The 21626-nt window shown below is 65.1% G+C and carries 21 protein-coding genes; 6 read left to right on the top strand and 15 right to left on the bottom strand.

The genetic code is table 11. The annotated features are described in order from the left end of the window. Positions 1–107 precede the first annotated feature (107 nt). On the bottom strand, positions 108–323 hold the full coding sequence (gene rpsU, locus BLQ74_RS18085; RefSeq protein WP_003085057.1) for a 30S ribosomal protein S21: 216 nt from the start codon (positions 321–323) through the stop codon (positions 108–110). 202 nt (positions 324–525) lie between these two features. Between rpsU and tsaD the strand changes: the two genes are divergently transcribed. After that, positions 526–1551, top strand: a complete 1026-nt coding sequence (gene tsaD / locus BLQ74_RS18090) for a tRNA (adenosine(37)-N6)-threonylcarbamoyltransferase complex transferase subunit TsaD (protein WP_090264708.1) — start codon at positions 526–528, stop codon at positions 1549–1551. A gap of 94 nt (positions 1552–1645) precedes the next feature. Here tsaD and plsY read toward each other — a convergent pair whose 3' ends face one another. Continuing rightward, a complete protein-coding gene (gene plsY, locus BLQ74_RS18095; RefSeq protein ID WP_090264710.1) occupies positions 1646–2215 on the bottom strand; it encodes a glycerol-3-phosphate 1-O-acyltransferase PlsY in 570 nt (189 codons plus the stop codon). Between the two features lie 83 nt (positions 2216–2298). On the opposite strand from plsY, the gene folB reads away from it, so the two are divergent. After that, complete coding sequence (gene folB / locus BLQ74_RS18100; protein ID WP_090264817.1) at positions 2299–2652, top strand: dihydroneopterin aldolase; 354 nt, start codon at positions 2299–2301, stop codon at positions 2650–2652. Further along, positions 2643–3185, top strand: coding sequence for a 2-amino-4-hydroxy-6-hydroxymethyldihydropteridine diphosphokinase (gene folK / locus BLQ74_RS18105; protein WP_090264711.1), 543 nt, complete (start codon positions 2643–2645; stop codon positions 3183–3185). Before folB ends, folK begins: the two co-directional genes overlap by 10 nt. Here the strand turns inward: folK and BLQ74_RS18110 are convergent. From BLQ74_RS18110 to BLQ74_RS18170, 12 genes are all read right to left on the bottom strand, one after another. Then, entirely contained in the window at positions 3158–4390 is a 1233-nt protein-coding gene (locus BLQ74_RS18110; RefSeq protein WP_090264713.1) for a multifunctional CCA addition/repair protein, read from the bottom strand. The genes folK and BLQ74_RS18110 overlap by 28 nt on opposite strands. A 111-nt stretch (positions 4391–4501) precedes the next feature. After that, complete coding sequence (locus BLQ74_RS18115; protein WP_090264715.1) at positions 4502–5011, bottom strand: DUF4136 domain-containing protein; 510 nt, start codon at positions 5009–5011, stop codon at positions 4502–4504. A gap of 59 nt (positions 5012–5070) precedes the next feature. Continuing rightward, complete coding sequence (locus tag BLQ74_RS18120; RefSeq protein ID WP_090264717.1) at positions 5071–6624, bottom strand: SpoVR family protein; 1554 nt, start codon at positions 6622–6624, stop codon at positions 5071–5073. Then, entirely contained in the window at positions 6621–7892 is a 1272-nt protein-coding gene (locus tag BLQ74_RS18125) for a YeaH/YhbH family protein (RefSeq protein ID WP_090264719.1), read from the bottom strand. The genes BLQ74_RS18120 and BLQ74_RS18125 overlap by 4 nt, the downstream gene beginning before the upstream one ends. A 102-nt stretch (positions 7893–7994) precedes the next feature. After that, positions 7995–9917 carry a PrkA family serine protein kinase gene (locus BLQ74_RS18130; protein ID WP_090264722.1) on the bottom strand — a complete coding sequence of 641 codons (1923 nt, stop codon included), beginning with the start codon at positions 9915–9917 and terminating at the stop codon, positions 7995–7997. A 277-nt stretch (positions 9918–10194) separates the two neighbouring features. Next, the gene (gene glpE, locus BLQ74_RS18140; RefSeq protein ID WP_090264724.1) at positions 10195–10524 is read right to left on the bottom strand and encodes a thiosulfate sulfurtransferase GlpE; all 330 of its coding nucleotides are present in this window, start codon (positions 10522–10524) and stop codon (positions 10195–10197) included. After that, positions 10521–11360: a symmetrical bis(5'-nucleosyl)-tetraphosphatase gene (locus BLQ74_RS18145; protein WP_090264726.1), complete on the bottom strand. Its 840-nt coding sequence runs from the start codon at positions 11358–11360 to the stop codon at positions 10521–10523. Before BLQ74_RS18145 ends, glpE begins: the two co-directional genes overlap by 4 nt. Next, positions 11360–11740, bottom strand: coding sequence for a Co2+/Mg2+ efflux protein ApaG (gene apaG, locus BLQ74_RS18150; protein WP_090264728.1), 381 nt, complete (start codon positions 11738–11740; stop codon positions 11360–11362). The genes BLQ74_RS18145 and apaG overlap by 1 nt, the downstream gene beginning before the upstream one ends. A 35-nt stretch (positions 11741–11775) precedes the next feature. Then, the gene (gene rsmA, locus BLQ74_RS18155; RefSeq protein ID WP_090264730.1) at positions 11776–12582 is read right to left on the bottom strand and encodes a 16S rRNA (adenine(1518)-N(6)/adenine(1519)-N(6))-dimethyltransferase RsmA; all 807 of its coding nucleotides are present in this window, start codon (positions 12580–12582) and stop codon (positions 11776–11778) included. A gap of 112 nt (positions 12583–12694) precedes the next feature. Further along, positions 12695–13696 (bottom strand): 4-hydroxythreonine-4-phosphate dehydrogenase PdxA, encoded by a 1002-nt coding sequence (pdxA, locus tag BLQ74_RS18160; protein WP_090264732.1) that lies wholly within the window; start codon positions 13694–13696, stop codon positions 12695–12697. A 134-nt stretch (positions 13697–13830) separates the two neighbouring features. After that, positions 13831–15126, bottom strand: coding sequence for a peptidylprolyl isomerase SurA (surA, locus tag BLQ74_RS18165; protein WP_090264734.1), 1296 nt, complete (start codon positions 15124–15126; stop codon positions 13831–13833). Next, the gene (locus tag BLQ74_RS18170; protein ID WP_090264737.1) at positions 15107–17905 is read right to left on the bottom strand and encodes an LPS-assembly protein LptD; all 2799 of its coding nucleotides are present in this window, start codon (positions 17903–17905) and stop codon (positions 15107–15109) included. Before BLQ74_RS18170 ends, surA begins: the two co-directional genes overlap by 20 nt. Positions 17906–18033: 128 nt before the next feature. On the opposite strand from BLQ74_RS18170, the gene BLQ74_RS18175 reads away from it, so the two are divergent. The 3 genes from BLQ74_RS18175 to BLQ74_RS18185 are packed head-to-tail and all read left to right on the top strand — an operon-like array spanning position 18034 to position 20480. Then, a complete protein-coding gene (locus tag BLQ74_RS18175) occupies positions 18034–19050 on the top strand; it encodes an aminoglycoside phosphotransferase family protein (RefSeq protein WP_090264739.1) in 1017 nt (338 codons plus the stop codon). Further along, on the top strand, positions 19047–19721 hold the full coding sequence (gene murU / locus BLQ74_RS18180; RefSeq protein WP_090264742.1) for an N-acetylmuramate alpha-1-phosphate uridylyltransferase MurU: 675 nt from the start codon (positions 19047–19049) through the stop codon (positions 19719–19721). The genes BLQ74_RS18175 and murU overlap by 4 nt, the downstream gene beginning before the upstream one ends. Then, the gene (locus tag BLQ74_RS18185; protein ID WP_090264744.1) at positions 19722–20480 is read left to right on the top strand and encodes a DnaJ domain-containing protein; all 759 of its coding nucleotides are present in this window, start codon (positions 19722–19724) and stop codon (positions 20478–20480) included. Between the two features lie 10 nt (positions 20481–20490). On the opposite strand, the gene BLQ74_RS18190 is transcribed toward BLQ74_RS18185, so the two are convergent. Further along, entirely contained in the window at positions 20491–21531 is a 1041-nt protein-coding gene (locus tag BLQ74_RS18190; RefSeq protein WP_090264746.1) for an alpha/beta hydrolase family protein, read from the bottom strand. Between the last annotated feature and the right edge of the window lie 95 nt (positions 21532–21626).

Raw genomic sequence — 21626 nt, forward strand, 5'->3', positions numbered from 1 at the left:
AAAACTCCGAACTTCGCGGCTGCGAATCGGAGTGATTGTGCTCTTAGTGAGCACTCGCCCGGCGAGTGGGCCGGGCGATGCGAAAGCGTGTGACTGAGTCGTTGAACTCAGTACAGACGCTCGCGACGACGCTGTTCGCGCTGCACTTTCTTGGCGTGACGCTTAACAGCGGCAGCAGCCTTGCGCTTACGCTCGGCAGTGGGCTTCTCGTAGAATTCACGGCTGCGCACTTCAGCCAGTACACCGGCTTTTTCGCAGGAGCGCTTGAAACGACGCAGGGCTACGTCGAAGGGTTCGTTCTCTTTAACTTTGACGGCGGGCATCCAGGTCGTACCTATCAATGATTACCGGGGGTTTGTCGCGCTCCTGGCTTTGGCACGGGAGACGGCGGTTTTCAAGGGTTGCGGATATTAACGGTTCGAGCGAAGGAATGCAAAGCCTCCGATCGAAAAACGCTGGTCGGCATCCGCGGCGGGCGATTATCATGCGCCGCTTCAAATTTGCCCAGATTGAAGGCTCGAACCCATGCGTGTGCTGGGGTTGGAAACCTCTTGCGACGAAACCGGCGTCGCACTCTACGACAGCGAGCACGGCCTGCTGGCCGATGCCCTGTTCAGTCAGATCGACCTGCATCGCGTCTACGGTGGCGTGGTTCCCGAGCTGGCCTCGCGCGATCACGTCAAGCGCATGCTGCCGCTCATCCGTCAGGTACTCGATGAGGCCGGCTGCGTGCCGCAGCAGATCGATGCCATAGCCTATACCGCCGGTCCGGGCCTCGTTGGCGCCCTGCTGGTCGGTGCGTCCTGCGCCCAGGCGCTGGCGTTCGCCTGGGGCGTGCCGGCGGTCGGCGTGCACCATATGGAAGGTCATTTGTTGGCGCCCATGCTGGAAGAGCAGCCGCCGCAGTTCCCGTTCGTCGCCTTGCTGGTTTCCGGCGGCCATACGCAACTGGTGCGGGTCGATGGCATCGGCCGCTACCAGTTGCTGGGCGAGTCCCTCGATGACGCCGCTGGCGAGGCTTTCGACAAGACCGCCAAGCTGCTCGGCCTGGGCTATCCGGGCGGTCCTGAGATCGCCCGGCTGGCCGAGCGCGGTACGCCGGGGCGCTTCGTCTTCCCGCGGCCGATGACCGATCGCCCCGGGCTGGATTTCAGCTTCAGCGGCCTCAAGACCTTCGCCTTGAACACCTGGCAGCGCTGCCGCGAGGCGGGCGACGACAGCGAGCAGACTCGCTGCGATATCGCCCTGGCCTTCCAGCAGGCGGTGGTCGAGACCTTGACCATCAAGTGCCGCCGCGCACTCAAGCAGACCCATCTGAAGAATCTGGTGATCGCCGGTGGGGTCAGTGCCAATCGTGCGCTGCGCGAACACTTGCAGAAGATGCTCGGCGAACTCAAGGGACAGGTGTTCTACGCTCGTCCGCGCTTCTGCACGGACAACGGCGCGATGATCGCCTATGCCGGTTGCCAGCGTCTGTTGGCCGGGCAGCATGACGGCCCGGCGATCGATGTGCGGGCTCGCTGGCCGATGGAGTCGCTGCCGGCCGTCTGAATGAACGTGGCTGCGAACGACAGGCTGCAAGCTGTTAGCGGCATGGCCGCGGTTTTTCCTTGCGCCTGTCGGCTTGCCGCTGGAAGCTCGCGGTTCAGAAGTGCCGTTCGCGGCCGTCCAGCAGGTCGCGCAGGTTACTGCGGTGGCGCCAGACGATCAGACCAGTGAGCACGGTCATCGGCAGCAAGGCTTCCGGGCGTTGCCAGGCCAGCAGTGGCAGCGTGAGCGGGGTGGCGACGAGGGAGGCGAGCGAGCTGGTGCGCGACAGCTTGAAGGTCAGCAGCCAGGCCGCCGCCGCCAGCAGCGCCGCTGGTGGATAGAGTGCCAGGAGCATGCCGGCCGCTGTGGCGACACCTTTGCCGCCGCGGAAGTTGAAGTAGAGTGGGTAGAGGTGGCCGATCACCGCCGCCAGGCCGACCCAGGCTTCCTGCATGATGCCCACGCCGAGCAGCCGGGCAATGAGGACAGGTAACAAACCCTTGGCCAGGTCGCCGAGGAGTGTGAGGATGGCGAGCTTTTTGCCGGCCAGGCGCAGCATGTTGGTAGCGCCCGGATTGCCCGAGCCGCCAGCGCGCGGATCGGCGGTGCCGAACAGGCGGCTCAGGAGCACCGCGAAGGACAGTGAGCCGAGCAGGTAGGCGAGGATCGCCAAAAGCCAGACCATGGTTTCCACCGGGGACGAGACAGTTTCCGATTCTAACGGGGTGGCGCGTGCTTGTCGTGCGCCTGCCTTGGAGCATGCCGCAAGTGGACATAGTTTTTATCGAGGGCCTGGAAGTCGACACCGTGATCGGCGTCTACGACTGGGAACGGGGTATCCGCCAGTGCCTGCGCCTGGATCTGCAACTGGGCTGGGACATCCAGCCGGCGGCAGCCGGCGATGACATCGCCGAGGCGCTGGACTACGCGGTGCTTTCCACGCGCATCGGCGAGTTCGCGCGCGATGTGCACTTCCAGTTGGTGGAAACCTTCGCCGAGCGCCTGGCTGCGTTGCTGATGGCTGAGTTCGGCATTCGCTGGCTGCGCCTGCGGGTGACCAAGCCGGGCGCGGTCGCCGCGGCGAGCGGTGTTGGCGTGGAGATCGAACGCGGATGCCGCTGACGACGGTTTTTCTCGGCCTGGGCAGCAATATCGAGCGTGAGCGCCACCTCTGCGCCGGCCTCGATGCGCTGACTGGCTTCATCGATAACCTACAGTGCTCGCCGGTGTTCGAAAGCGAGCCGGTGGGCATTCGCAGCGGCCCCTTCTTCAATCTGGTGGTGAGCGGCGAGACCCATCTGCCATTGGCCGAACTGGGGCTGCGACTCAAGCATATCGAGGCCGACAACGGCCGCTATGCGCCGGAGCGCAAAGGCCTGCCGCTGGATATCGACGTGCTGCTGTATGGCGATCTGTACGGCGACTTCGACGGCTTGGCGCTGCCACGCGCCGAGGTGCTGAAGAACGCCTTCGTGCTCTGGCCGCTGGCGCTGCTGGCGCCGCAGAAGCGCCTTCCGGGCACTGACCGTGAGTTCGCCAGCCTGTGGGCGGAGGCGTCGATCGACCAGCGCCTTTGGCCGGTGCCCTTCGCCTGGCGCGGCCGGGACTTGACCCCGGCCGGGTTGCTTCAGGCCTTCCCGAAGCCTGCCTTGTAGGTCTTGAGGGCGGCGAGACGCTCGCGCTTGAGCGCCTCGCCCAACTCCGCACCCTTGAACCCCTTTTCCAGTAGCGGTTGCACGGCGACCTGGCGCGCCGCCTGTGCGGCATTGCGCAGGTAGTCGGCCTGGGGATAGGCACGCTTTTCCAGACCCAGCCGGCCACGGGCGTCCATTTCGCTGGCGGCGAGGAATTCCTCGAAGCGCTGTGGGCGACGATAGACGTCGAAGGCTTGCAGCAGCTCCAGCAGCGTAGTGGGCCGCAGTTCCAGGGCGCGATGGGCGTGGGTGTGGTACTCGCCAGCCAGGCGCGCCAGTTCCTGGCATTCACGCGGTGCCTTGAAGCGCGCGTTCATGGCGTCGATCAGCGGCAGACCGAGGGTTTCGTGGGCAATGTGCCGCGGCCAGTCCTCGCGGCGCGTACAGCCTTTGCCCAGGTCATGCAGCAGGCTCGCCCAGCGCACGCTCAGCGGCTGCCCATGCTCGGCGCATTGGCGCAGTACCGCCAGGACGTGCGCGCCGGTGTCGATCTCCGGATGGTGCTCGGCCGGCTGCGGGATGCCGAACAAGGCATCGACCTCGGGCATCAGCACGGCCAGCGCATCGCAGTCGCGCAGGACCTGGATGAAAACGTCGGGGCGCGACTCCATCAGTGCGCGGGCGATTTCCTTCCAACTGCGCTCCGGGGTCAGGGCTTCCAGCTCCCCGGAGGCGGACAGTTCGCGCATCAGTTCCAGGGTTTCGGCGGCGACGCGGAAACCCAGCGGGGCATAACGGGCGGCGAAGCGCGCAACGCGCAGCACGCGCAGCGGATCTTCGGCGAAGGCCGGGGAGACGTGGCGCAGCACGCGGGCGGCGAGGTCGCGTTGCCCGCCGTAGGGGTCGATCACCTGGCCCTGGGCATCCTCGGCCATGGCGTTGATGGTGAGGTCGCGGCGGATCAGGTCTTCTTCCAGGGTCACGTCCGGGCTGGCGTAGAAGGTGAAACCGCCGTAGCCGCGGCCGCTTTTCCGTTCGGTACGCGCCAGGGCGTACTCCTCGCCGGTCTGCGGATGCAGGAACACCGGGAAGTCGGCGCCCACCGGACGGAAGCCCTTGGCGAGCATGTCGTCGGCGCTGGCGCCGACCACCACCCAGTCGGTGTCGGCGACTGGCAGGCCGAGCAGGCGGTCTCGCACGGCGCCGCCCACTTTGTATATCTGCATGAAGCTATCTCCTGGCTGAGCGGATAGCTTCAGGCTTCGGGGCCCGGGCAGCAAGCGCGCTGCGGTCATAGCGTGCGGACGCTGGATGAGCCCGCACCGATGAGGTCGGTCCTAGGGGGTGGCGCGCGGCAGTTGCTGGATCAGCGCGCCGACGGCGTTGTGCAGTAGCTCGGTGCTGGCATGGGCGGGGCTGAGGCCGGTGCTGACGGTGCCTTCCCAGAGCACCTGGTCCTGCAGGTCGGTGAGGCGCACACGCAGGGTGCCGGTTTCATCGCGCAGGCGATGGATCGCCAGGTAAGGCCCCATGGGTTGCGGCGGCGCGACGTCGACCTTGAATTCCAGCGCTGCGTCGCGCAGCGCCAGCCAGTAGTAGACGCGCACCTGCGCTGTGCCGGTGTCGCGAAAGCCATGCTCGCTCATGCCCTGGCGCAGCCAGTCGGCGATCAGCGGATAGCGGTTGCGGTAGGGCAGGGCGTCGACGGCGTTTTCCGGCGGCATCAGTTGGAAGTCTCGCAGGCCGGCCAGGCGGCTATCGGCCGGGTGCGTCACCTGGGCGTGCGGCAATGCGCTGCTGCAGGTGGCGAGAGCGAGGCAGATCAGGAGGATGGCGAACAGGCGCATGGCGACCTCTGCTGGGCGTGTCGCCATGCTCTGCCTGTGCCTTGATGGCGGTCAACCGATCAAATGGGCGGGATGATCAGGTCGAGCCGTGGGTAGCCCTCTTCGCCATCGTGCCCGCTCCTCGGGGGCATGTGGTGGGTTTGCACGATCTGCTCGCCGTTCAGGGTTTCCAGGTGGATGTCGAAGCCCCACAGGCGATGCAGGTGCTTGAGCACATCCTCGGTGGAGTCGGCCAGCGGCTGGCGGTCGTGCTGCTGGTGACGCAGGGTCAGCGAACGGTCGCCACGGCGGTCGACGTTCCAGATCTGTACGTTGGGCTCGCGGTTGCCGAGGTTGTACTGCGCCGCCAGGGTCTCGCGAATCTTGCGGTAGCCGGCGTCGTCGTGGATGGCGTCGACCAGCAGATCGTCCTTCTGGTCGTCGTCGAGAATGCTGAACAGCTTGAACTCGCGGATCACCTTGGGCGAGAGGAACTGCAGGATGAAACTCTCGTCCTTGAAGCTCTTCATGGCGAACTTGAGGGTGGCCAGCCAGTCGCTGCCGGCGATGTCCGGGAACCAGCGCTTGTCTTCCTCGGTGGGGTTCTCGCAGATGCGGCGGATGTCGCGGTACATGGCGAAACCCAGGGCATAGGGGTTGATGCCGCTGTAGTAGGGGCTGTCGAAGCCGGGCTGGTAGACCACGCTGGTGTGGTACTGGAGGAACTCCATCATGAAGCCGTCGCTGACCAGGCCCTCGTCGTACAGGTCGTTGATCAGCGTGTAGTGCCAGAAGGTCGCCCAGCCCTCGTTCATGACCTGGGTCTGGCGCTGTGGGTAGAAGTACTGCGCCACTTTGCGCACGATGCGCACCACCTCGCGCTGCCAGGGCTCCAGCAGCGGGGCATTCTTCTCGATGAAGTAGAGGATGTTCTCCTGTGGCTCGCTCGGGTAGCGCGCCAGCTCCTGTTCCTTGTCCTTGCCGGTGGCGCGCGGAATGGTCCGCCAGAGGTCGTTGACCTGGCGCTGGATCAGTTCTTCGCGTTCCTTCTGGCGTTGCCGTTCTTCTTCGGCGGAAATCGGGTAGGGCCGTTTGTAGCGGTCGACGCCGTAGTTCATCAGCGCGTGGCAGGAGTCCAGCAGGTCTTCCACGGCGTCGATGCCGTAACGCTCCTCGCACTGCATGATGTACTGCTTGGCGAACACCAGGTAGTCGATGATCGAACTGGCGTCGGTCCAGGTGCGGAACAGGTAATTGCCCTTGAAGAAGCTGTTGTGCCCGTAGCAGGCGTGGGCGATCACCAGCGCCTGCATGCACTGGGTGTTTTCCTCCATCAGGTAGGCGATGCAGGGGTCGGAGTTGATCACGATCTCGTAGGCCAGCCCCATCTGCCCGCGTTTGTAGTTCTTCTCGGTGCTGAGGAAGTGCTTGCCATAGGACCAGTGGTTATAGCCGATGGGCATGCCGACGGAGGCGTAGGCATCCATCATCTGCTCGGCGGTGATCACCTCGATCTGGTTCGGGTAGGTGTCCAGCGCATAGCGCTCGGCGATGCGACCGATTTCCCGGTCGTACTGACGGATCAGCTCGAAGGTCCATTCGGACCCGGTGGCGATGGGCTGGCGCTTGCTCATGCGACTAGCCTCCTCTGGAACAGTTCGCGGAACACCGGGTAGATGTCCGCGGCGGAGACGATCTGCTGCTGGGCGAAGCTTTCCTCGAAGGCTTCGCGCACCCGGTCGTACTCGAACCACAGGGCCTGGTGTTCGCGCGGGGTGATCTCGACGTAGGTGTAGTACTGCACGAACGGCATGATCTGCTTCATCAGGATATCCCGGCAGACCGGCGAGTCGTCGTTCCAGTTGTCGCCGTCGGAGGCCTGCGCGGCGTAGATGTTCCACTCGTTGCTCGGGTAGCGCTCGGCCATGATTTCCTGCATCAGCTTGAGCGCGCTGGAGACGATGGTGCCGCCGGTTTCCCGCGAGTAGAAGAACTCTTCCTCATCCACTTCCCGGGCGCTGGTGTGGTGGCGGATGAACACCACTTCGATCTTCTCGTAGTTCCGCTTGAGGAACAGGTAAAGGAGGATGAAGAAGCGCTTGGCGATGTCCTTGGTCGCCTGGGTCATCGAGCCGGAGACGTCCATCAGGCAGAACATCACGGCCTGGGAGGTCGGGTTGGGCTGCTTGACCAGCAGGTTGTACTTGAGGTCGAAGGTGTCGAGGAAGGGCACCTTGCCGATGCGCGTGCGCAGTTTGTGGATTTCCGCTTCCAGAGCCTGGATATCGCCGAGGTTGTCCGGCTCTTCGCGCTTCAGACGCTCCAGCTCCAGAACGGCGGCGCGCAGTTTGGCACGGGTCGAGCCGGACAGGGCGATGCGCCGCGCGTGGGCCGAGCGCAGGGTGCGGACGATATTGATGCGCGATGGGTTGCCATCGTTGCTGATGCCCGCGCGCACGGTCTTAAAGGTTTCGCTGCCAGTCAGGTGGCGTTTGACCAGATTGGGCAGTTCCAGGTCCTCGAACATGAAGTCGAGGAACTCTTCCTGGGTGATCTGGAAGACGAAGTCGTCCATCCCTTCGCCCTGGTTGCTCGCCTTGCCGGCGCCGCGGCCGCCGCCGCCACCTTGCGGGCGCGGGATGTGCTCGCCGGTGGTGAACTCCTTGTTGCCGGGGTGAACGACGGTCTGCCGCCCGCCGCGGCCGTGGTGCAGCACGGGTTCGTCGATGTCGCGGCCGGGGATGCTGATCTGTTCGCCGTGCTCCATGTCAGTGATGGAGCGGCGGCTGACGGCCTCCTCGACCGCCTTCTTGATGTGGTCACGGTAACGCCGCAAGAAGCGCTGGCGGTTCACCGTGCTCTTGTTCTTGCCGTTCAGACGCCGGTCGATGACGTAGCTCATGAATGCTCCTCAGGGCCTGCTCCGCGGCGGCTGGGAGACGCCACGAAGAGGTCCGAATGCGACGGCGACCGGCGCGGCGGAAAACGCCGCGCCGATGGCAGACTACTGCGACTTGCGAACCCGCAGATACCATTCCGACAGCAGGCGCACCTGCTTCTCGGTGTAGCCGCGCTCGACCATGCGCCGCACGAAGTCGTTGTGCTTCTGCTGGTCCTCCTTGCTCGCCTTGGCGTTGAAGCTGATGACTGGCAGCAGGTCCTCGGTGTTGGAGAACATTTTCTTCTCGATCACCACGCGCAGTTTCTCGTAGGACAGCCAGCTCGGATTCTTGCCGTTGTTGCCGGCGCGGGCGCGCAGCACGAAGTTGACGATCTCGTTGCGGAAATCCTTCGGATTGCTGATGCCGGCCGGCTTCTCGATTTTTTCCAGTTCCTCGTTGAGGGCCCCGCGATTGAGAATCTCGCCGGTTTCCGGGTCGCGGTATTCCTGGTCCTGGATCCAGAAGTCGGCGTACAGCACGTAGCGGTCGAAGATGTTCTGGCCGTACTCGCTGTAGGACTCCAGGTAGGCGGTCTGGATTTCCTTGCCGATGAACTCGACGTAACGCGGCGCCAGGTATTCCTTGATGAAGCGCAGGTAGCGCTCGCGGGTTTCCGGCGGGAACTGCTCCTGCTCGATCTGCTGTTCCAGCACATAGAGCAGGTGCACCGGGTTGGCGGCGATTTCGTGCGGATCGAAGTTGAACACCTTGGAGAGGATCTTGAAGGCGAAGCGGGTGGAAAGCCCGGCCATGCCCTCGTCGACCCCGGCGGCGTCACGGTATTCCTGGATCGACTTGGCCTTGGGATCGGTGTCCTTGAGGTTTTCGCCGTCGTAGACGCGCATCTTCGAGTAGATGTTCGAATTCTCCGGCTCTTTCAGGCGCGACAGCACGGTGAACTGCGAGAGCATCTTCAGCGTGTCCGGCGCGCAATGGGCGTGCGCCAGCGAGCTGTTGATCAACAGCTTGTCGTAGATCTTGATCTCGTCGGTGACGCGCAGGCAGTAGGGCACCTTGACGATGTAGATACGGTCGATGAAGGCCTCGTTGTTCTTGTTGTTACGGAAGCTGTGCCATTCCGATTCGTTGGAGTGGGCGAGGATGATGCCGCTGTAGGGCAGCCCGCCGAGGCCTTCGGTGCTGTTGTAGTTGCCCTCCTGGGTGGCGGTGAGCAAGGGGTGCAGGACCTTGATCGGCGCCTTGAACATTTCGACGAATTCCATCAGGCCCTGGTTGGCCCGGCACAGTGCGCCCGAGTAGCTGTAGGCATCGGCGTCGTTCTGCGGGAATTCTTCCAGCTTGCGGATATCGACCTTGCCGACCAGGGCGGAGATGTCCTGGTTGTTTTCGTCGCCCGGCTCGGTCTTGGCGATGGCGATCTGGTTGAGGATCGACGGATGCAGCTTGACCACGCGGAACTGGCTGATGTCGCCACCGAACTCGATCAGGCGTTTGCTCGCCCAGGGCGACATGATCGAACGCAGGTAGCGCCGCGGGATGCCGTAGTCTTCTTCGAGGATGGCGCCATCTTCATCGGGGTTGAACAGCCCGAGGGGCGATTCGAACACCGGCGAGCCCTTGATGGCATAGAAGGGCACCCGCTCCATCAATTGCTTGAGTTTTTCCGCCAGGGACGACTTGCCGCCGCCGACCGGGCCGAGCAGGTAGATGATCTGTTTCTTTTCTTCCAGGCCTTGGGCCGCATGGCGGAAGAAGGCGACGATCTGGTCGATGCACTCTTCCATGCCGTGGAAGTCGGCGAACGCCGGGTAGCGGCGAATCACCTTGTTGGAAAAGATTCGCGACAGCCGTGGGTCGGTAGAGGTATCCAGCAGTTCCGGCTCGCCGATGGCCATTAACATGCGCTCGGCGGCGGTGGCGTAGGCGGTCTTGTCCTGCTTGCAGATGTCCAGGTACTCCTGCAGGGAGTATTCCTCTTGGCGGGTCGCTTCGAAGCGTTCCTGGAAGTGACTGAAAATGCTCATGACGTCTCCTCGCTCGATGCATGGAGCCGGCGCGGGATCGGTGCTGTGCGGGTGCGGACGGGCCGCCAGAATTGCCGGCGAGAATCCCCCAGAACTCCAACGGTGCCTGGCTTGCGCCCTGAACCGCCCCAAATGGTCACTGCCGATATCCCGGAAGCCGGTGGGCCGGCTCTCCCCTGTTTTGGATGGCCTGAGGGAAAGAATAGTCCGTTATCCGGCCTGTAAAGAGGATTCGGGTGGGAAGTTACAGATTTTTTGAGGGGCGGGCGCTGAGTCGTCAGTCAGCGGAAGCGCTCTCTGTATCCGCAGGATAGACGCTGCGCCACAGTTCGAAGCCGCCGTCGACGCTGTAGACGTCGGAAAAACCTTGCTGGACGAAGTAGGCGGCGGCGCTCTGGCTGGAGTTGCCGTGGTAGCAGACCACCAGCAGGGGGGCGTCCATGTCGGCTTCGCGAATGAAGTCGGCGACCGAGTGATTGTCGATGTGGCGGGCGCCAGGGATATGGCCCATGGCGAAGCTTTGCGGGTCGCGGATGTCCACGACCTGGGCGCCATTGCTGCGCAGTTGCTGGGCTTGCTCGGGGGCGATGCGCTTGAATTCGCTCATGCTGCGGTCTCGTCTGGAGTGGGATGGGCACAGCTGCAGGCGATGCGCTCGCCGCTGTCGACGTTGAGTAGGGTCATGCTGCCGCCCCACACGCAGCCGCTGTCCAGGGCGTAGACGGCGGGGGCGTCGCATTTGCCTTCCAGCGCTGCCCAGTGGCCGAAGATGATCTTGCGCCCGGCGCTCTTGCGCTCGGCGTAGCTGAACCAGGGGGCGTAGCCGGCCGGTGCGGTGCCCAGGCCTTCCTTGCTCTTCAGGTCGAGCTTGCCGTCCGGGGTGCAGAAGCGCATGCGCGTGAAATAGTTGGTGATCACGCGCAGGCGCTCGATGCCGTGCAGTTTCTTGTCCCACTTGGCCGGCTCGTTGCCGTACATGCCTTCGAGGAACAACGGCAGGCGCTGGTCGTCGCGCAGGGCTTCTTCCACTTCGGCGGAGCGTTGCAGGGCTTTTTCGATGGTCCACTGCGGCGGGATGCCGGCGTGTACCAGGGTGATGTCGCGTTCGGCATCGTGGTGCACCAGCGGCAGGCGGCGCAGCCAGTCGAGCAACTCGTCGCGATCCGGCGCCTCGAGGATTTCGCGCAGGGTGTCGGCTTTCTTCAGGCGCTCGGCGTTGTGCGCCACTGCCAGCAAGTGCAGGTCATGGTTGCCCAGCACGCAGACCACCGAATCGCGGATGGCATAGATGTAGCGCAGGGCTTCCAGCGACTGCGGGCCGCGGTTGACCAGGTCGCCGACCAGCCAGAGGCGGTCCTTCGCCGGGTCGAACGCGACTCGTTGCAGCAGACATTTCAGCGGTTCCAGGCAGCCCTGGATGTCGCCAACGGCATAGGTCGTCATCAGTGCAGCGCCCCTGGTACGGCGAGGCGGAACACTGGGATGGCCGCGTCGAAATGGTGACCGTCGGCGGCGACCATCTGGTAGCTGCCGGACATGCTGCCGACCTTGGTCGTGAGTACCGTGCCGCTGGTGTAGGTGTGGCTGGCGCCCGGCTCGATCGACGGTTTTTCGCCCACTACGCCAGAACCGCGGACCTCCTGCACATGGCCGTTGCCATCGGTGATGATCCAGTGCCGGGTGAGCAGCTTGGCTGCCTGTTCGCCCTGGTTATGGATGGTCACCGTGTAGGCGAAGGCGTAGCGCTGCTGCTCCGGCTGTGACTGCTCGGGGAGGTAGCGGGTGGTGACGCTGACGGAAATCTGGTAACGGGGATCGCTCATGGGCTCGCTTGCCTGGGTGCCTGCCGGCAGGAATATCAATGGTCGGGTGTCAGCTCGGCCAGACGGTTGGCCAGGCGCACGAAATCCTCGACATCGAGTTGCTCCGGGCGCCGGGTCGGGTCGACGCCGACGGCTTCGATATCCTCGCTGGACATCAAGGCTTTGAGGGTATTGCGCAGGGTCTTGCGGCGCTGGTTGAAGGCTTCGCGGACGACGCGTTCGAGCAGTCGGTGGTCTTTGGCCGGATAAGGCAGTTCAGTGTGCGGCACCAGGCGCACGATCGCCGATTCGACTTTCGGCGGTGGGTTGAAGGCGCCCGGTCCCACGGTGAACAGGTAATCCACCCGGCAGAAGTACTGCACCATGATCGACAGTCGGCCCCAGTCGCCACCGCCCGGCTCGGCCGCCAGGCGTTCGACCACTTCCTTCTGCAGCATGAAGTGCATGTCCTGGATGATGTTCGCGTGTTCCAGGAGGTGGAAGATCAGCGGGGTCGAGATGTTGTAGGGCAGGTTGCCGACCACGCGCAGCTTTTCGCCGGCGCTGGGCAGGGTGGAGAAGTCGAATTTCAGGGCGTCGCCCTGGTGCAGCCTGAAATTCGGCTTCAGGCCGAAGCGCCAGTTCAGTTGCGGGATCAGGTCCAGGTCCAGTTCGATCACGTCGAGCTGGGCGCCGCTATCCACCAGGCCTTCGGTCAGCGCGCCCTGGCCCGGGCCGATTTCCAGCAGGTGCTGGCCTTCCTTGGGGGCGATGGCGCGGAGGATGCGGTGGATCACGCCAGCGTCGTGCAGGAAGTTCTGGCCGAAGCGCTTGCGCGCGCGATGGTGGTAAAGCTCGGACATCAGGGGCGGCTCCAGGCTTCGAGCTGTCAGCGACACGCAACAGCCCGAAGCGATGATTCAAAGGCGGAAAGCTTACCAGTTGCGGCCCGCCCCGGCATCCGCCGTACGGCCCTCAGCCAGCTTTGGCGCGGCTGGCGGCCATCTGGTAGGCGGTTTCCAGCGCCACCAGCAGGCTGCCGCCATCGATGCGGCCGGTGCCCGCCAGGTCGAGGGCGGTGCCGTGGTCCACCGAGGTGCGGATGATCGGCAGGCCCAGGGTGACGTTGACTGCTGCGCCGAAGCCCTTGTACTTGAGCACCGGCAGGCCTTGGTCGTGGTACATGGCCAGCACCGCATCGCAATGCTCCAGGTGCTTGGGCGTGAACAGGGTGTCGGCCGGCAGCGGGCCGATCAGTTGCATGCCCTCCGCGCGCAGGCGCTCCAGGGTCGGTTCGATGATGTCGATCTCCTCGTGCCCGAGGTGGCCACCTTCGCCGGCATGGGGGTTGAGCCCGCAGACCAGGATCCGCGGATCGTCGAGGCCGAACTTGTCGCGCAGGTCGGCATGGAGGATGCGCGTGACCCGCTCCAGGCGCTCGGCGCTGATGGCGTCGGCGACCTGGCGCAGCGGCAGGTGGGTGGTCACCAGGGCCACGCGCAGGCCACGGGTGGCCAGCATCATCACGACCTGCTGGGTCTGGGTCAGCTCGGCGAGGAATTCGGTGTGCCCGGAGAAGGCGATGCCGGCTTCGTTGATCACGCCCTTGTGCACCGGCGCGGTGATCATGCCGGCGAAGTCGCCGTCGAGGCAGCCGCGGCCGGCACGGGTCAGGGTTTCCAGCACGTAGCCGGCATTGGCGGGGTCGAGTTGGCCGCAGCGCACCGGGGCGCCCAGTGGCGTGTCCCAGACATAGAGGGCGCCGGCGTCGGCGGGCCGTTGTGGCCAGTGGCCGGGACCAACGGGCAGCAGCCGGATATCCAGGCCCAGTTGCGTGGCGCGCTCGGCCAGCAGTTGCTGGCTGGCGATCGCCACCAGTGGCTGGGGCTGCGCCTCTCGGGACAGCAGCAGGCAGAGGTCGGGGCCGATGCCGGCGGGTTCGCCGGGGGTCAGGGCGAAAAGCTGAGCGTCTTTCATGCGGGAGGTCTCTACGGCTGTGGCCGTCGCGTTGTGGCCGGCGCTTGTCGGGAAGGGCTCAACTGTACGACGAAGCGCCGTGCGGATAAAAAGAAACCCGGCCAAGGCCGGGTTTCGGTATTGCCTGAGCAGGCTTACAGCTTGATTTCGACGTAGGCTTCGTCGCGAATCTGCCGCAGCCACGCTTGCAGTTCCTCGTCGTACTTGCGGTTGCGCAGAACCTGAGCGGCCTGCTGCTCGCGGAACTTGTCGCTGCTGTCGGTGGCGCGACGGCCGAGGACTTCCAGGATGTGCCAGCCGAAGGGCGAACGGAACGGCTTCGACAGTTGGCCCTGGGGGATGTTGTTCATCACGTCGCGGAATTCCGGAACCAGCGATTCCGGGTCGACCCAGTTGAGGTCGCCGCCGTGCAGCGCGGAGCCCGGGTCTTCGGAGAACTGCTTGGCCAGCTTGCCGAAGTCTTCGCCCGACTGGATGCGGTCGTAGAGTTTCTGTGCGAGCTTCTGGGTGTCCTCGTCGCTGCGGATTTCGCTGGGCTTGAGCAGGATGTGACGGACATGCACCTCGTCACGCACCATCTTGCTGCCGCCGCGCTTCTCTTCCAGCTTGAGGATGATGAAGCCGCCCGGGGCGCGCACCGGCTCGGTGACGTCGCCCACGGCGAGGCTGCCGACCATGCTATCGAACGGCGAGGGCAGTTGAGCGGCTTTGCGCCAGCCGATCTCGCCGCCTTCCAGGGCGTTGTCGCCGGCCGAGCGGGAGATCGCCAACTGGTTGAAGTCGGCGCCCTGCTTGAGTTGCTGGTACAGCTCGCGGGCCTGCTTGGCGGCAGCCTGCAGGGTCTCCGAGGATGCGCCGTCCGGCACCGGAATCAGGATGTTGGCCAGGCGATATTCTTCGGAGAGCTGGATCTTGCCCAGGTCGGAGGCGAGGAAGTTCTGCACTTCCTGTTCGCTGACCTGAATACGCTCGGCGACGCGGCGCTGGCGCACGCGGCTGATGACCATTTCGCGGCGTACCTGTTCACGGGCGTCGTCGTAGGACAGGCCGTCGTGAGCCAGGGCGGCACGGAACTGGTCGAGGCTCATGTTGTTGCGTTGGGCGATGGTGCCCATCGCCTGGTTCAGTTCTTCGTCGCTGATGCGGATGCCGGAGCGATCGCCGATCTGCAGCTGGATGTCTTCGATGATCAGACGTTCCAGTACCTGCTGGGTCAGTACATGCTCAGGCGGCAGTGGCGCGCCGCGCTTCTGGATGGTCTGGCGCACTTCGCGCAGGCGTTGGTCGAGCTGGCTCTGCATGACCACGTCGCTATCGACGATGGCCACGACGCGATCCAGCGGGACGACTTCGGCCTGGGCAAAGGAACTGGCCAGCATTACTGCGCCCAGCATCAGCGGGCGCAGGCGATTACATAGAGTGGTCTTCACGTTGACGATAACCTTGAATGCCCTGGTCGAGGAAGCCTTCGACTTGGTTGCCTACCACGCCGCCAAGGCCTTTCAGGATGATTTGCAGGAAGATACCGTGGTCGGCTTTGGAGTCCGCGGTGATGAATTGGTTGTCGTCGTACTTCACCCAGTAGCGGTTGACCAGGCGCAGCTTCCAGCAGCAGCTGTCGTACTCGAAACCGCCAAGGGCTTCGAGGGTGCGGCTCTGGTTGTAGTCGAACTGCCAGCGCGCGATGGCGCTCCATTGCGGCACCACCGGCCAGATGACCGAGAAGTCGTGCTGGTTGATCTTGTACTGGTCGCTGTTGTAGGTGAACTGACCGGTGTTGGGGTCGAATACCTTGCTGTTGGCACGATAGCGGTAGCCGGCGTTGAAGACCTTCTGCAGCTCGTTTTCCGGCTGGTAGTGGAACATCACGCTGCCGCTGTCGGTGTGGCGGGTGTCCGGGTTCCAGTTGTAGTCGGAGCTCAGGCGCCAATCGTGGTTGAAGCGGTAGACGCCGGCCAGCGCATAGGGCGAACGCGAGGCGTTGGCGTCCGGGTTGCTGATCTGGGCGTTCGGGTTCAACCGGTTGTAGTTGTCGATGTAGGTCTGGGTCAGACCAGGCAGTTGCACGCGGCGATCGGCGAAGTAATAGATCTGTCCGGCGCTGAGCGACGCGCGCTCGAAGCCATTGTCTTCGATGAAGCGGGTGGTCGCGCCCAGCGACAGTTGGTTGGCGTCGCTGATGCGATCCTTGCCGGTGAAGCGGTTCTCACGCCACAGCGAGTCGTAGCTGAAGGTGAATTCGCCGGTATCGAAGGTCGGCAGGTTGTCCTGGTTGCGGTACGGCACGTACAGGTACATCGCGCGCGGTTCCAGGGTCTGGCGGAAATTGGTGCCGGCGAAGCTGGTGTTGCGATCGAAGTACAGGCCGCCATCGAGCTTGACCAGCGGGAGGGAGCGGTCCGGACTGCTGTCGTAATTGACGCCGCCCAGGTTGGTGCTGGGGTTGGCCAGTTGCGCCTGGCCGGTGCTGTCCAGGTCAAGATTGTACTTGGTGTACATCGCCTTCAGCGTCGGCGTCAGGTAGCCCCAGCTGCGCTGCATCGGCAGGCTCATGCCCGGTTCCAGGTGCACGCGGTCGCCGGTGGCGCGGGCCAGGCCGGTGAGCGAGGCGTCCGGACGCTGGACCTGGTAGGTCGGATTATTGGGGTCCGGCGTGTACAGCGAGTCATCCAGCGAGCGGTCGAAGCGCACCAGTTCGCTGCCGTAGGTGAAGTCCAGGCCGCCCGGGTTGTACGGCAGGTGGCCGTCCAGGGTGAGCTGCGGCAGGCGGTTGTACGGGGTGACGTCGGTCACGGTCGCCAACTGGTAAGCCTGGGCATTCAGGCGCGCGGTGAAGTCGTCGCCGCGATAGGTCAGGGCACCCTGCTGGTTCACGTAGGTCGGGCTACCCAACCCCATGGCAGAGTCCAGGTCCTGGAAGTAGTAGGGGTCGCTGATGCGGGTGTAGTCGACCTGGGCCAACAGGCGCGAGTCGAGGCCACTGGTGTCTTTCCAGCCGTACAGCCAGCGCTGGCTGGTGTAGTGCGGCTCGTTGTTGCGGCTGTTGTCCTGGTCGCTCAGGTAGGCGGCGCGGAGTTCGCCTTCGCTGCTGTGGGTCAGGTAGCGGAATTCGCCTTCCATCATCATGCCGCGCTTGGCCATGTAGCGCGGGTACAGCGTGGCGTCGTAGTTCGGCGCCAGGTTGAAGTAATACGGCGTGACCAGGGTGAAGCCAGTGTCCGAGCTGGTGCTGAAGCTCGGCGGCAGGAAGCCGGACTGGCGACGGTTGTCGATCGGGAAATAGATGTACGGGGTGTAGAACACCGGAATGTCTTTCACCCGCAGGGTGGCGTTGGTCGCCGTGCCGAAACCGGTGGCCGGGTTCAGCTTGATGTTGTTGCCCTTGAGGTACCAGGCGTTGCTGCCGGGTTCGCAACGGGTGTAGGTACCATCCTTGAGCTGGATGATGGCGTCTTCCTGGCGCTTGGCGTAGAGCGCGCTGCCGCGTACCTGGGCCTGGTGCATGACGTACTCGGCGTTGTCGATCTTCGCCTCGCCGTTGTCCAGTTGCAGTTGCGCATGGTCGCCAACGATCAGCGCGCCCTGGTCACGCAACTTGACGTTGCCGACCAGCTCGCCGCGATTCTCCGCCTGGTGCAGGTTGGCCTCGTCGGCTTCCACCTGCATGCTGCCCTGACGCAGCACCACGTTGCCGGCCAGGGTCGCGACCTGGGTTTCCTGCTCGTAGCGCGAGACTTTCGCCGAGACGTAGGTCGGTGCTTCGTCGCGCGGGGTCTTGTCGTTCATGCCGGGACGTGCCGGCTCGACGTATTCGCCGCTGCAGTACGGGCCGATTTCCGCCAGTTGGGCGGCGGTGAGCTTTTCCCGAGGGACCCAGTCCAGGTGGCTATAGTCGGTGCTGCGCGATTTCAGGCCGCGACCACCGGACTCGGTGACCAATTGCTTGGGCTCTGCGCCGGCGGCGCCGCTGCTTGTACTACCCTCAGAAGCAGGTGCTGCGGCGCTGACGGCGCTTTCGCTGTGCTGCGGTCGAGGCGGCAGGGCGCTGGCGGGCTGTTGCGTGGAGCAGTCCCAGCTACCAGCGGAGGGTGCGCAGGTGAATTGATCGGCCGCCATGGCAACCGAGGAAGCGAGCGGCTGAATAGCCAGCAGGCCACCGGTCACCAGTAAGGGGAACTTTCTACGGAACACGGGGAAATTCACTGCCATCTTGTTAATCCGGGCTTCCTGCGAGCCATCGGCGCGATCGGGCCGCACGCCACTCGATGGGCTCAAAAAGATGCTGGATAATAAAGCATGACCCGCGCAACGGCTAGGGCCGTGGAGAACCCTGAAAGATGTCTGAGGATGCTCGTTACCAGCAATTGAACCGCTGGCTGGACTCGTGTTTGCCCGCAGTGTTTAGTGCCGCGGGCTGGGGCGCCGTGCCCGCCGCCGAACTTTCCCCGGCGAGCAGCGATGCCAGTTTCCGCCGTTATTTCCGTTGGCAGGCCGAGGGCCGCACGCTGATCGTGATGGATGCGCCGCCGCCGCAGGAGGACTGCCGCCCCTTCGTCAAGGTCGCCGGCCTGCTCGCGGAAGCCGGTGTGCATGTGCCGAAAATTCTGGCCCAGGACCTCGAACAGGGCTTCCTGTTGCTCAGCGACCTGGGTCGGCAGACCTACCTGGATGTCATTAACGCCGAGAACGCCGAGGCGCTTTTCGAGGACGCCCTGGATGCATTGGTGGCGTTCCAGCAGGTGGATGTCGCCGAGCGCCTGCCGGCCTACGACGAGGCGCTGCTGCGTCGCGAACTGCAGTTGTTCCCCGACTGGTACTTGCAGAAGCACCTGGGCGTGACCCTGGCGGGCGAGGGCTTGCAGCGTTGGCAGCGTGTCTGCGATCTGCTGGTGCGTAGCGCGCTTGAACAGCCGCGGGTACTGGTGCACCGTGACTACATGCCGCGCAACCTGATGCTGAGTGAGCCGAATCCCGGGGTCCTCGACTTCCAGGATGCGGTCTACGGGCCGGTGACCTATGACGTGACCTGTCTCTACAAGGATGCCTTCCTCAGTTGGCCGGAGCCGCGCGTGCACGATGGCCTCAGCCGCTACTGGCACAAGGCCCAGGCCGCGGGAATCCCGTTGCCCGCGACCTTCGATGCGTTCCTCCGGGCCAGCGACCTGATGGGCGTTCAGCGCCATCTCAAGGTCATCGGCATCTTTGCGCGTATCTGTCACCGCGACGGCAAGCCGCGCTACCTGGGCGACGTGCCGCGCTTCTTCCGCTACCTGGACAACGTGATTGCGCGGCGCCCCGAGCTGGCTGACTTGGCCGCGTTGCTCGCCGAATTGCCGCAGCCGGTGGCCTCATGAAGGCGATGATTCTTGCCGCGGGCAAGGGCGAGCGCCTGCGCCCGCTGACCCTGCACACGCCCAAGCCGCTGGTGCAGGCCGGTGGCGTGGCACTGATCGAGCATCAGTTGCTGGCGCTGCGCGATGCCGGTTTCAGCGAGCTGGTGATCAACCATGCCTGGCTGGGCCAGCAGATCGAGGACTACCTCGGCGATGGCGCGCGCTTCGGCGTGGCCATCCGCTATTCCGCCGAAGGCGAGCCGCTGGAAACCGGCGGCGGTATCTATCGGGCTCTGCCGCTGCTGGGCGAGGCGCCGTTCGTGATCGCCAATGGCGACATCTGGACCGACTTCGGCTATTCCCGCCTGCATCGCGCCCTGGCCGATGGCGACCTGGCGCACCTGGTGCTGGTGGCCAATCCCGGGCACAACGTGCGCGGTGATTTCCATCTCGCCGAAGGGCGCGTCGGTGACTATCTCGAAGGCCAGCCGAGCTTCACCTACAGCGGCATCGCCGTGCTGCACCCGGCGCTGTTCGCCGCGTGCAGCGCCGGCGCTTTCAAGCTGGCGCCGCTACTGCGTGAAGCCATGGTTGCGGGGCGCGTCAGTGGCGAGTTGCATGAGGGGCGCTGGGTCGATGTCGGCACCCATGAGCGTCTCGCCGAGGTCGAACGCTTGTTGGCGGTGCGCTGAATGTTCTGGCCCGGCACCCTGATCGGCATCGTCGCTGGCTGGGCATTGGCGAGCATCCCCGGCGCCATGCTCGGTGGTCTGCTCGGTCAGGTGCTGGACCGGCGCATGCGCCAGCGCACCTGGCGTGGCTTGTTCGAGCAGTTGCGCGGCGACGCGGCGGTACCGGACGAGGAGCTGCTGTTCCTGTTGCTCGGACGCCTGGCCAAGAGCCGTGGGCGGGTGCTCGACGCGCACATTCAACAGGCCCGCGCAGAGATGCTGCGCCTTGGGCTGGATGAGGCGGGACGACGGCGTGCGATCGACGCTTTCGGGCGCGGCAAGCAGGGTGGCCCGCGCCTGGATGAGGGCCTGCTGCAGCGCAAGGGGCAGCGGCCACAGGCGGATGGCCTGGTGCAGGCTTGCTGGCGCATGGCCTGGGCCGCCGGTGCGCCCGGGGCCGCGGAAAAGACGCTGATCCTGCGCTGGGGCGAAGGGCTGGGATTGCCGCGCGCGGTGGTGCTGGCCCTGGCCGCCGGCGCCGAGTCGGTGCGTGCGCCGCAGACCCGCGAGGAGCGCTATGTGCTGGCCCTGCGCCTGCTCGGCGTCGACGCCGCTAGCGCGCCGGAGGAGATCAAGCGTGCCTATCGCCGGTTGATCAGTCAGCACCACCCGGACAAGCTTGCCGGCGCCAGCGAGGCGCGCATCGCCGCCGCCACCGAGAAGACCCGCGAGATCCAGGCCGCCTACGCGCTGGTGCGCGAGCGCCGCGGTTTCCGTTGAGCGGCGGCGTTCAATTCGCGCCGCCGGCCTGTTGCAGATGCAGTGACAGCCAACCGCGAACGCGGCGATAGAGTTGCTCCTGCTCGGTCGCCGGGTCCGCCGGCAGGGCATTCATGCCGACCTGCACGTACGTCTTGCCGCGCTCGCGCTTGCTCGCCTGCAGGCGCAAATGGGCGGCGTCGCGGTCGTCGCGGCGATCCTTGTAATAGAAGTCTCCGGCGGCCAGTTGCAGGCGCGGCACCATGTCTTCCAGGGGCGGACGGAACTCCCGGGGCATTTCCGCGGCGACCAGCAGCAGGTTGTGGATTTCGCTCGGCTCGCGCTCGGCGAGGAAGCGAGCGGCCCAGTAGGCTCCGGTGCCGTGGCCGAGGAGGATGACGCTCTTGGGTTTGTTCTGCAGGGCGAAGTCGACCCCGGCCTGGATGCGCGCCAGTACCCGGTCGGCATAAGCCTTGCGCCGCTCGATGGCCGGGTCCGGCGCGGGCGGCGCTTCGCTGCTGGTCGCGGCGGGCTCGCCGCCCGCGCTGGCGCCTGGGGTTTCCGGCGTCGGCGTGGCGTCGGCGCCCTTGGTGTTTTTCTCGCCACTCGCGTCGGCGGCGGAGTTGGCCGCAGCCGGCTCCGGGTTCTGCTCGGCGGGGGCGGCCAGGCTGTCCTGCGGATCGGGCAGGGTCAGGCTGAGGGTCTGCCAGCCGGCGTCGGGCAGCTTGTGCCGCAGCGGGCCGACCGCCACGGGCCAATCGGCATTTTCGCCGTCGCCGGGCACCAGGATGACCACGCCCTCGGCCTCGGGAGCGTTGGCCGGCAGCCAGAGCGCGAGGAAGCTTTCTTGGCCGGCCTGCAGAGTCTGCTGTTGCTTGTCCGGCAGTTGCCGCTGCAGGTTGCCGGCGTCTGCCTGGCTGCGCTCCTCCAGCGCCGGGCGGCTCGGGCTGGGCGCGGTTTTCTCCGCGGCGGCTGGAGTGGCGGGGGCATCCTCGGCCCAGCCTGGCGCCAGCGGCAGCAGGCTCAGGACGAGGCTCAGGGCGAGGCGGGGCGGAGACGCTGGGCGTGGCATCGGTGGCTTCCGGGCGTTGACCTTGCAAGGCTTGGCCCTGGCAATCAGGGCTGGGGCGAAAGCGGCCAGCCTAATGCCTTGGCGCTGCTTTGTCA

The sequence above is a fragment of the Pseudomonas panipatensis genome (assembly GCF_900099785.1).
Lineage (GTDB): Bacteria > Pseudomonadota > Gammaproteobacteria > Pseudomonadales > Pseudomonadaceae > Pseudomonas > Pseudomonas panipatensis.

What these genes read in the sequence shown, in the direction of transcription:
- BLQ74_RS18110 (WP_090264713.1), bottom strand. Translation starts at nt 4,390, where the DNA reads ATGCAGATATACAAAGTGGGCGGCGCCGTGCGAGACCGCCTGCTCGGC.
- BLQ74_RS18175 (WP_090264739.1), top strand. Translation starts at nt 18,034, where the DNA reads ATGTCTGAGGATGCTCGTTACCAGCAATTGAACCGCTGGCTGGACTCG.
- BLQ74_RS18190 (WP_090264746.1), bottom strand. Translation starts at nt 21,531, where the DNA reads ATGCCACGCCCAGCGTCTCCGCCCCGCCTCGCCCTGAGCCTCGTCCTG.
- BLQ74_RS18170 (WP_090264737.1), bottom strand. Translation starts at nt 17,905, where the DNA reads ATGGCAGTGAATTTCCCCGTGTTCCGTAGAAAGTTCCCCTTACTGGTG.
- BLQ74_RS18145 (WP_090264726.1), bottom strand. Translation starts at nt 11,360, where the DNA reads ATGACGACCTATGCCGTTGGCGACATCCAGGGCTGCCTGGAACCGCTG.
- tsaD (WP_090264708.1), top strand. Translation starts at nt 526, where the DNA reads ATGCGTGTGCTGGGGTTGGAAACCTCTTGCGACGAAACCGGCGTCGCA.
- BLQ74_RS18130 (WP_090264722.1), bottom strand. Translation starts at nt 9,917, where the DNA reads ATGAGCATTTTCAGTCACTTCCAGGAACGCTTCGAAGCGACCCGCCAA.
- pdxA (WP_090264732.1), bottom strand. Translation starts at nt 13,696, where the DNA reads ATGAAAGACGCTCAGCTTTTCGCCCTGACCCCCGGCGAACCCGCCGGC.
- glpE (WP_090264724.1), bottom strand. Translation starts at nt 10,524, where the DNA reads ATGAGCGAATTCAAGCGCATCGCCCCCGAGCAAGCCCAGCAACTGCGC.
- rsmA (WP_090264730.1), bottom strand. Translation starts at nt 12,582, where the DNA reads ATGTCCGAGCTTTACCACCATCGCGCGCGCAAGCGCTTCGGCCAGAAC.
- BLQ74_RS18115 (WP_090264715.1), bottom strand. Translation starts at nt 5,011, where the DNA reads ATGCGCCTGTTCGCCATCCTCCTGATCTGCCTCGCTCTCGCCACCTGC.
- plsY (WP_090264710.1), bottom strand. Translation starts at nt 2,215, where the DNA reads ATGGTCTGGCTTTTGGCGATCCTCGCCTACCTGCTCGGCTCACTGTCC.
- BLQ74_RS18120 (WP_090264717.1), bottom strand. Translation starts at nt 6,624, where the DNA reads ATGAGCAAGCGCCAGCCCATCGCCACCGGGTCCGAATGGACCTTCGAG.
- BLQ74_RS18185 (WP_090264744.1), top strand. Translation starts at nt 19,722, where the DNA reads ATGTTCTGGCCCGGCACCCTGATCGGCATCGTCGCTGGCTGGGCATTG.
- folK (WP_090264711.1), top strand. Translation starts at nt 2,643, where the DNA reads ATGCCGCTGACGACGGTTTTTCTCGGCCTGGGCAGCAATATCGAGCGT.
- BLQ74_RS18125 (WP_090264719.1), bottom strand. Translation starts at nt 7,892, where the DNA reads ATGAGCTACGTCATCGACCGGCGTCTGAACGGCAAGAACAAGAGCACG.
- murU (WP_090264742.1), top strand. Translation starts at nt 19,047, where the DNA reads ATGAAGGCGATGATTCTTGCCGCGGGCAAGGGCGAGCGCCTGCGCCCG.
- rpsU (WP_003085057.1), bottom strand. Translation starts at nt 323, where the DNA reads ATGCCCGCCGTCAAAGTTAAAGAGAACGAACCCTTCGACGTAGCCCTG.
- apaG (WP_090264728.1), bottom strand. Translation starts at nt 11,740, where the DNA reads ATGAGCGATCCCCGTTACCAGATTTCCGTCAGCGTCACCACCCGCTAC.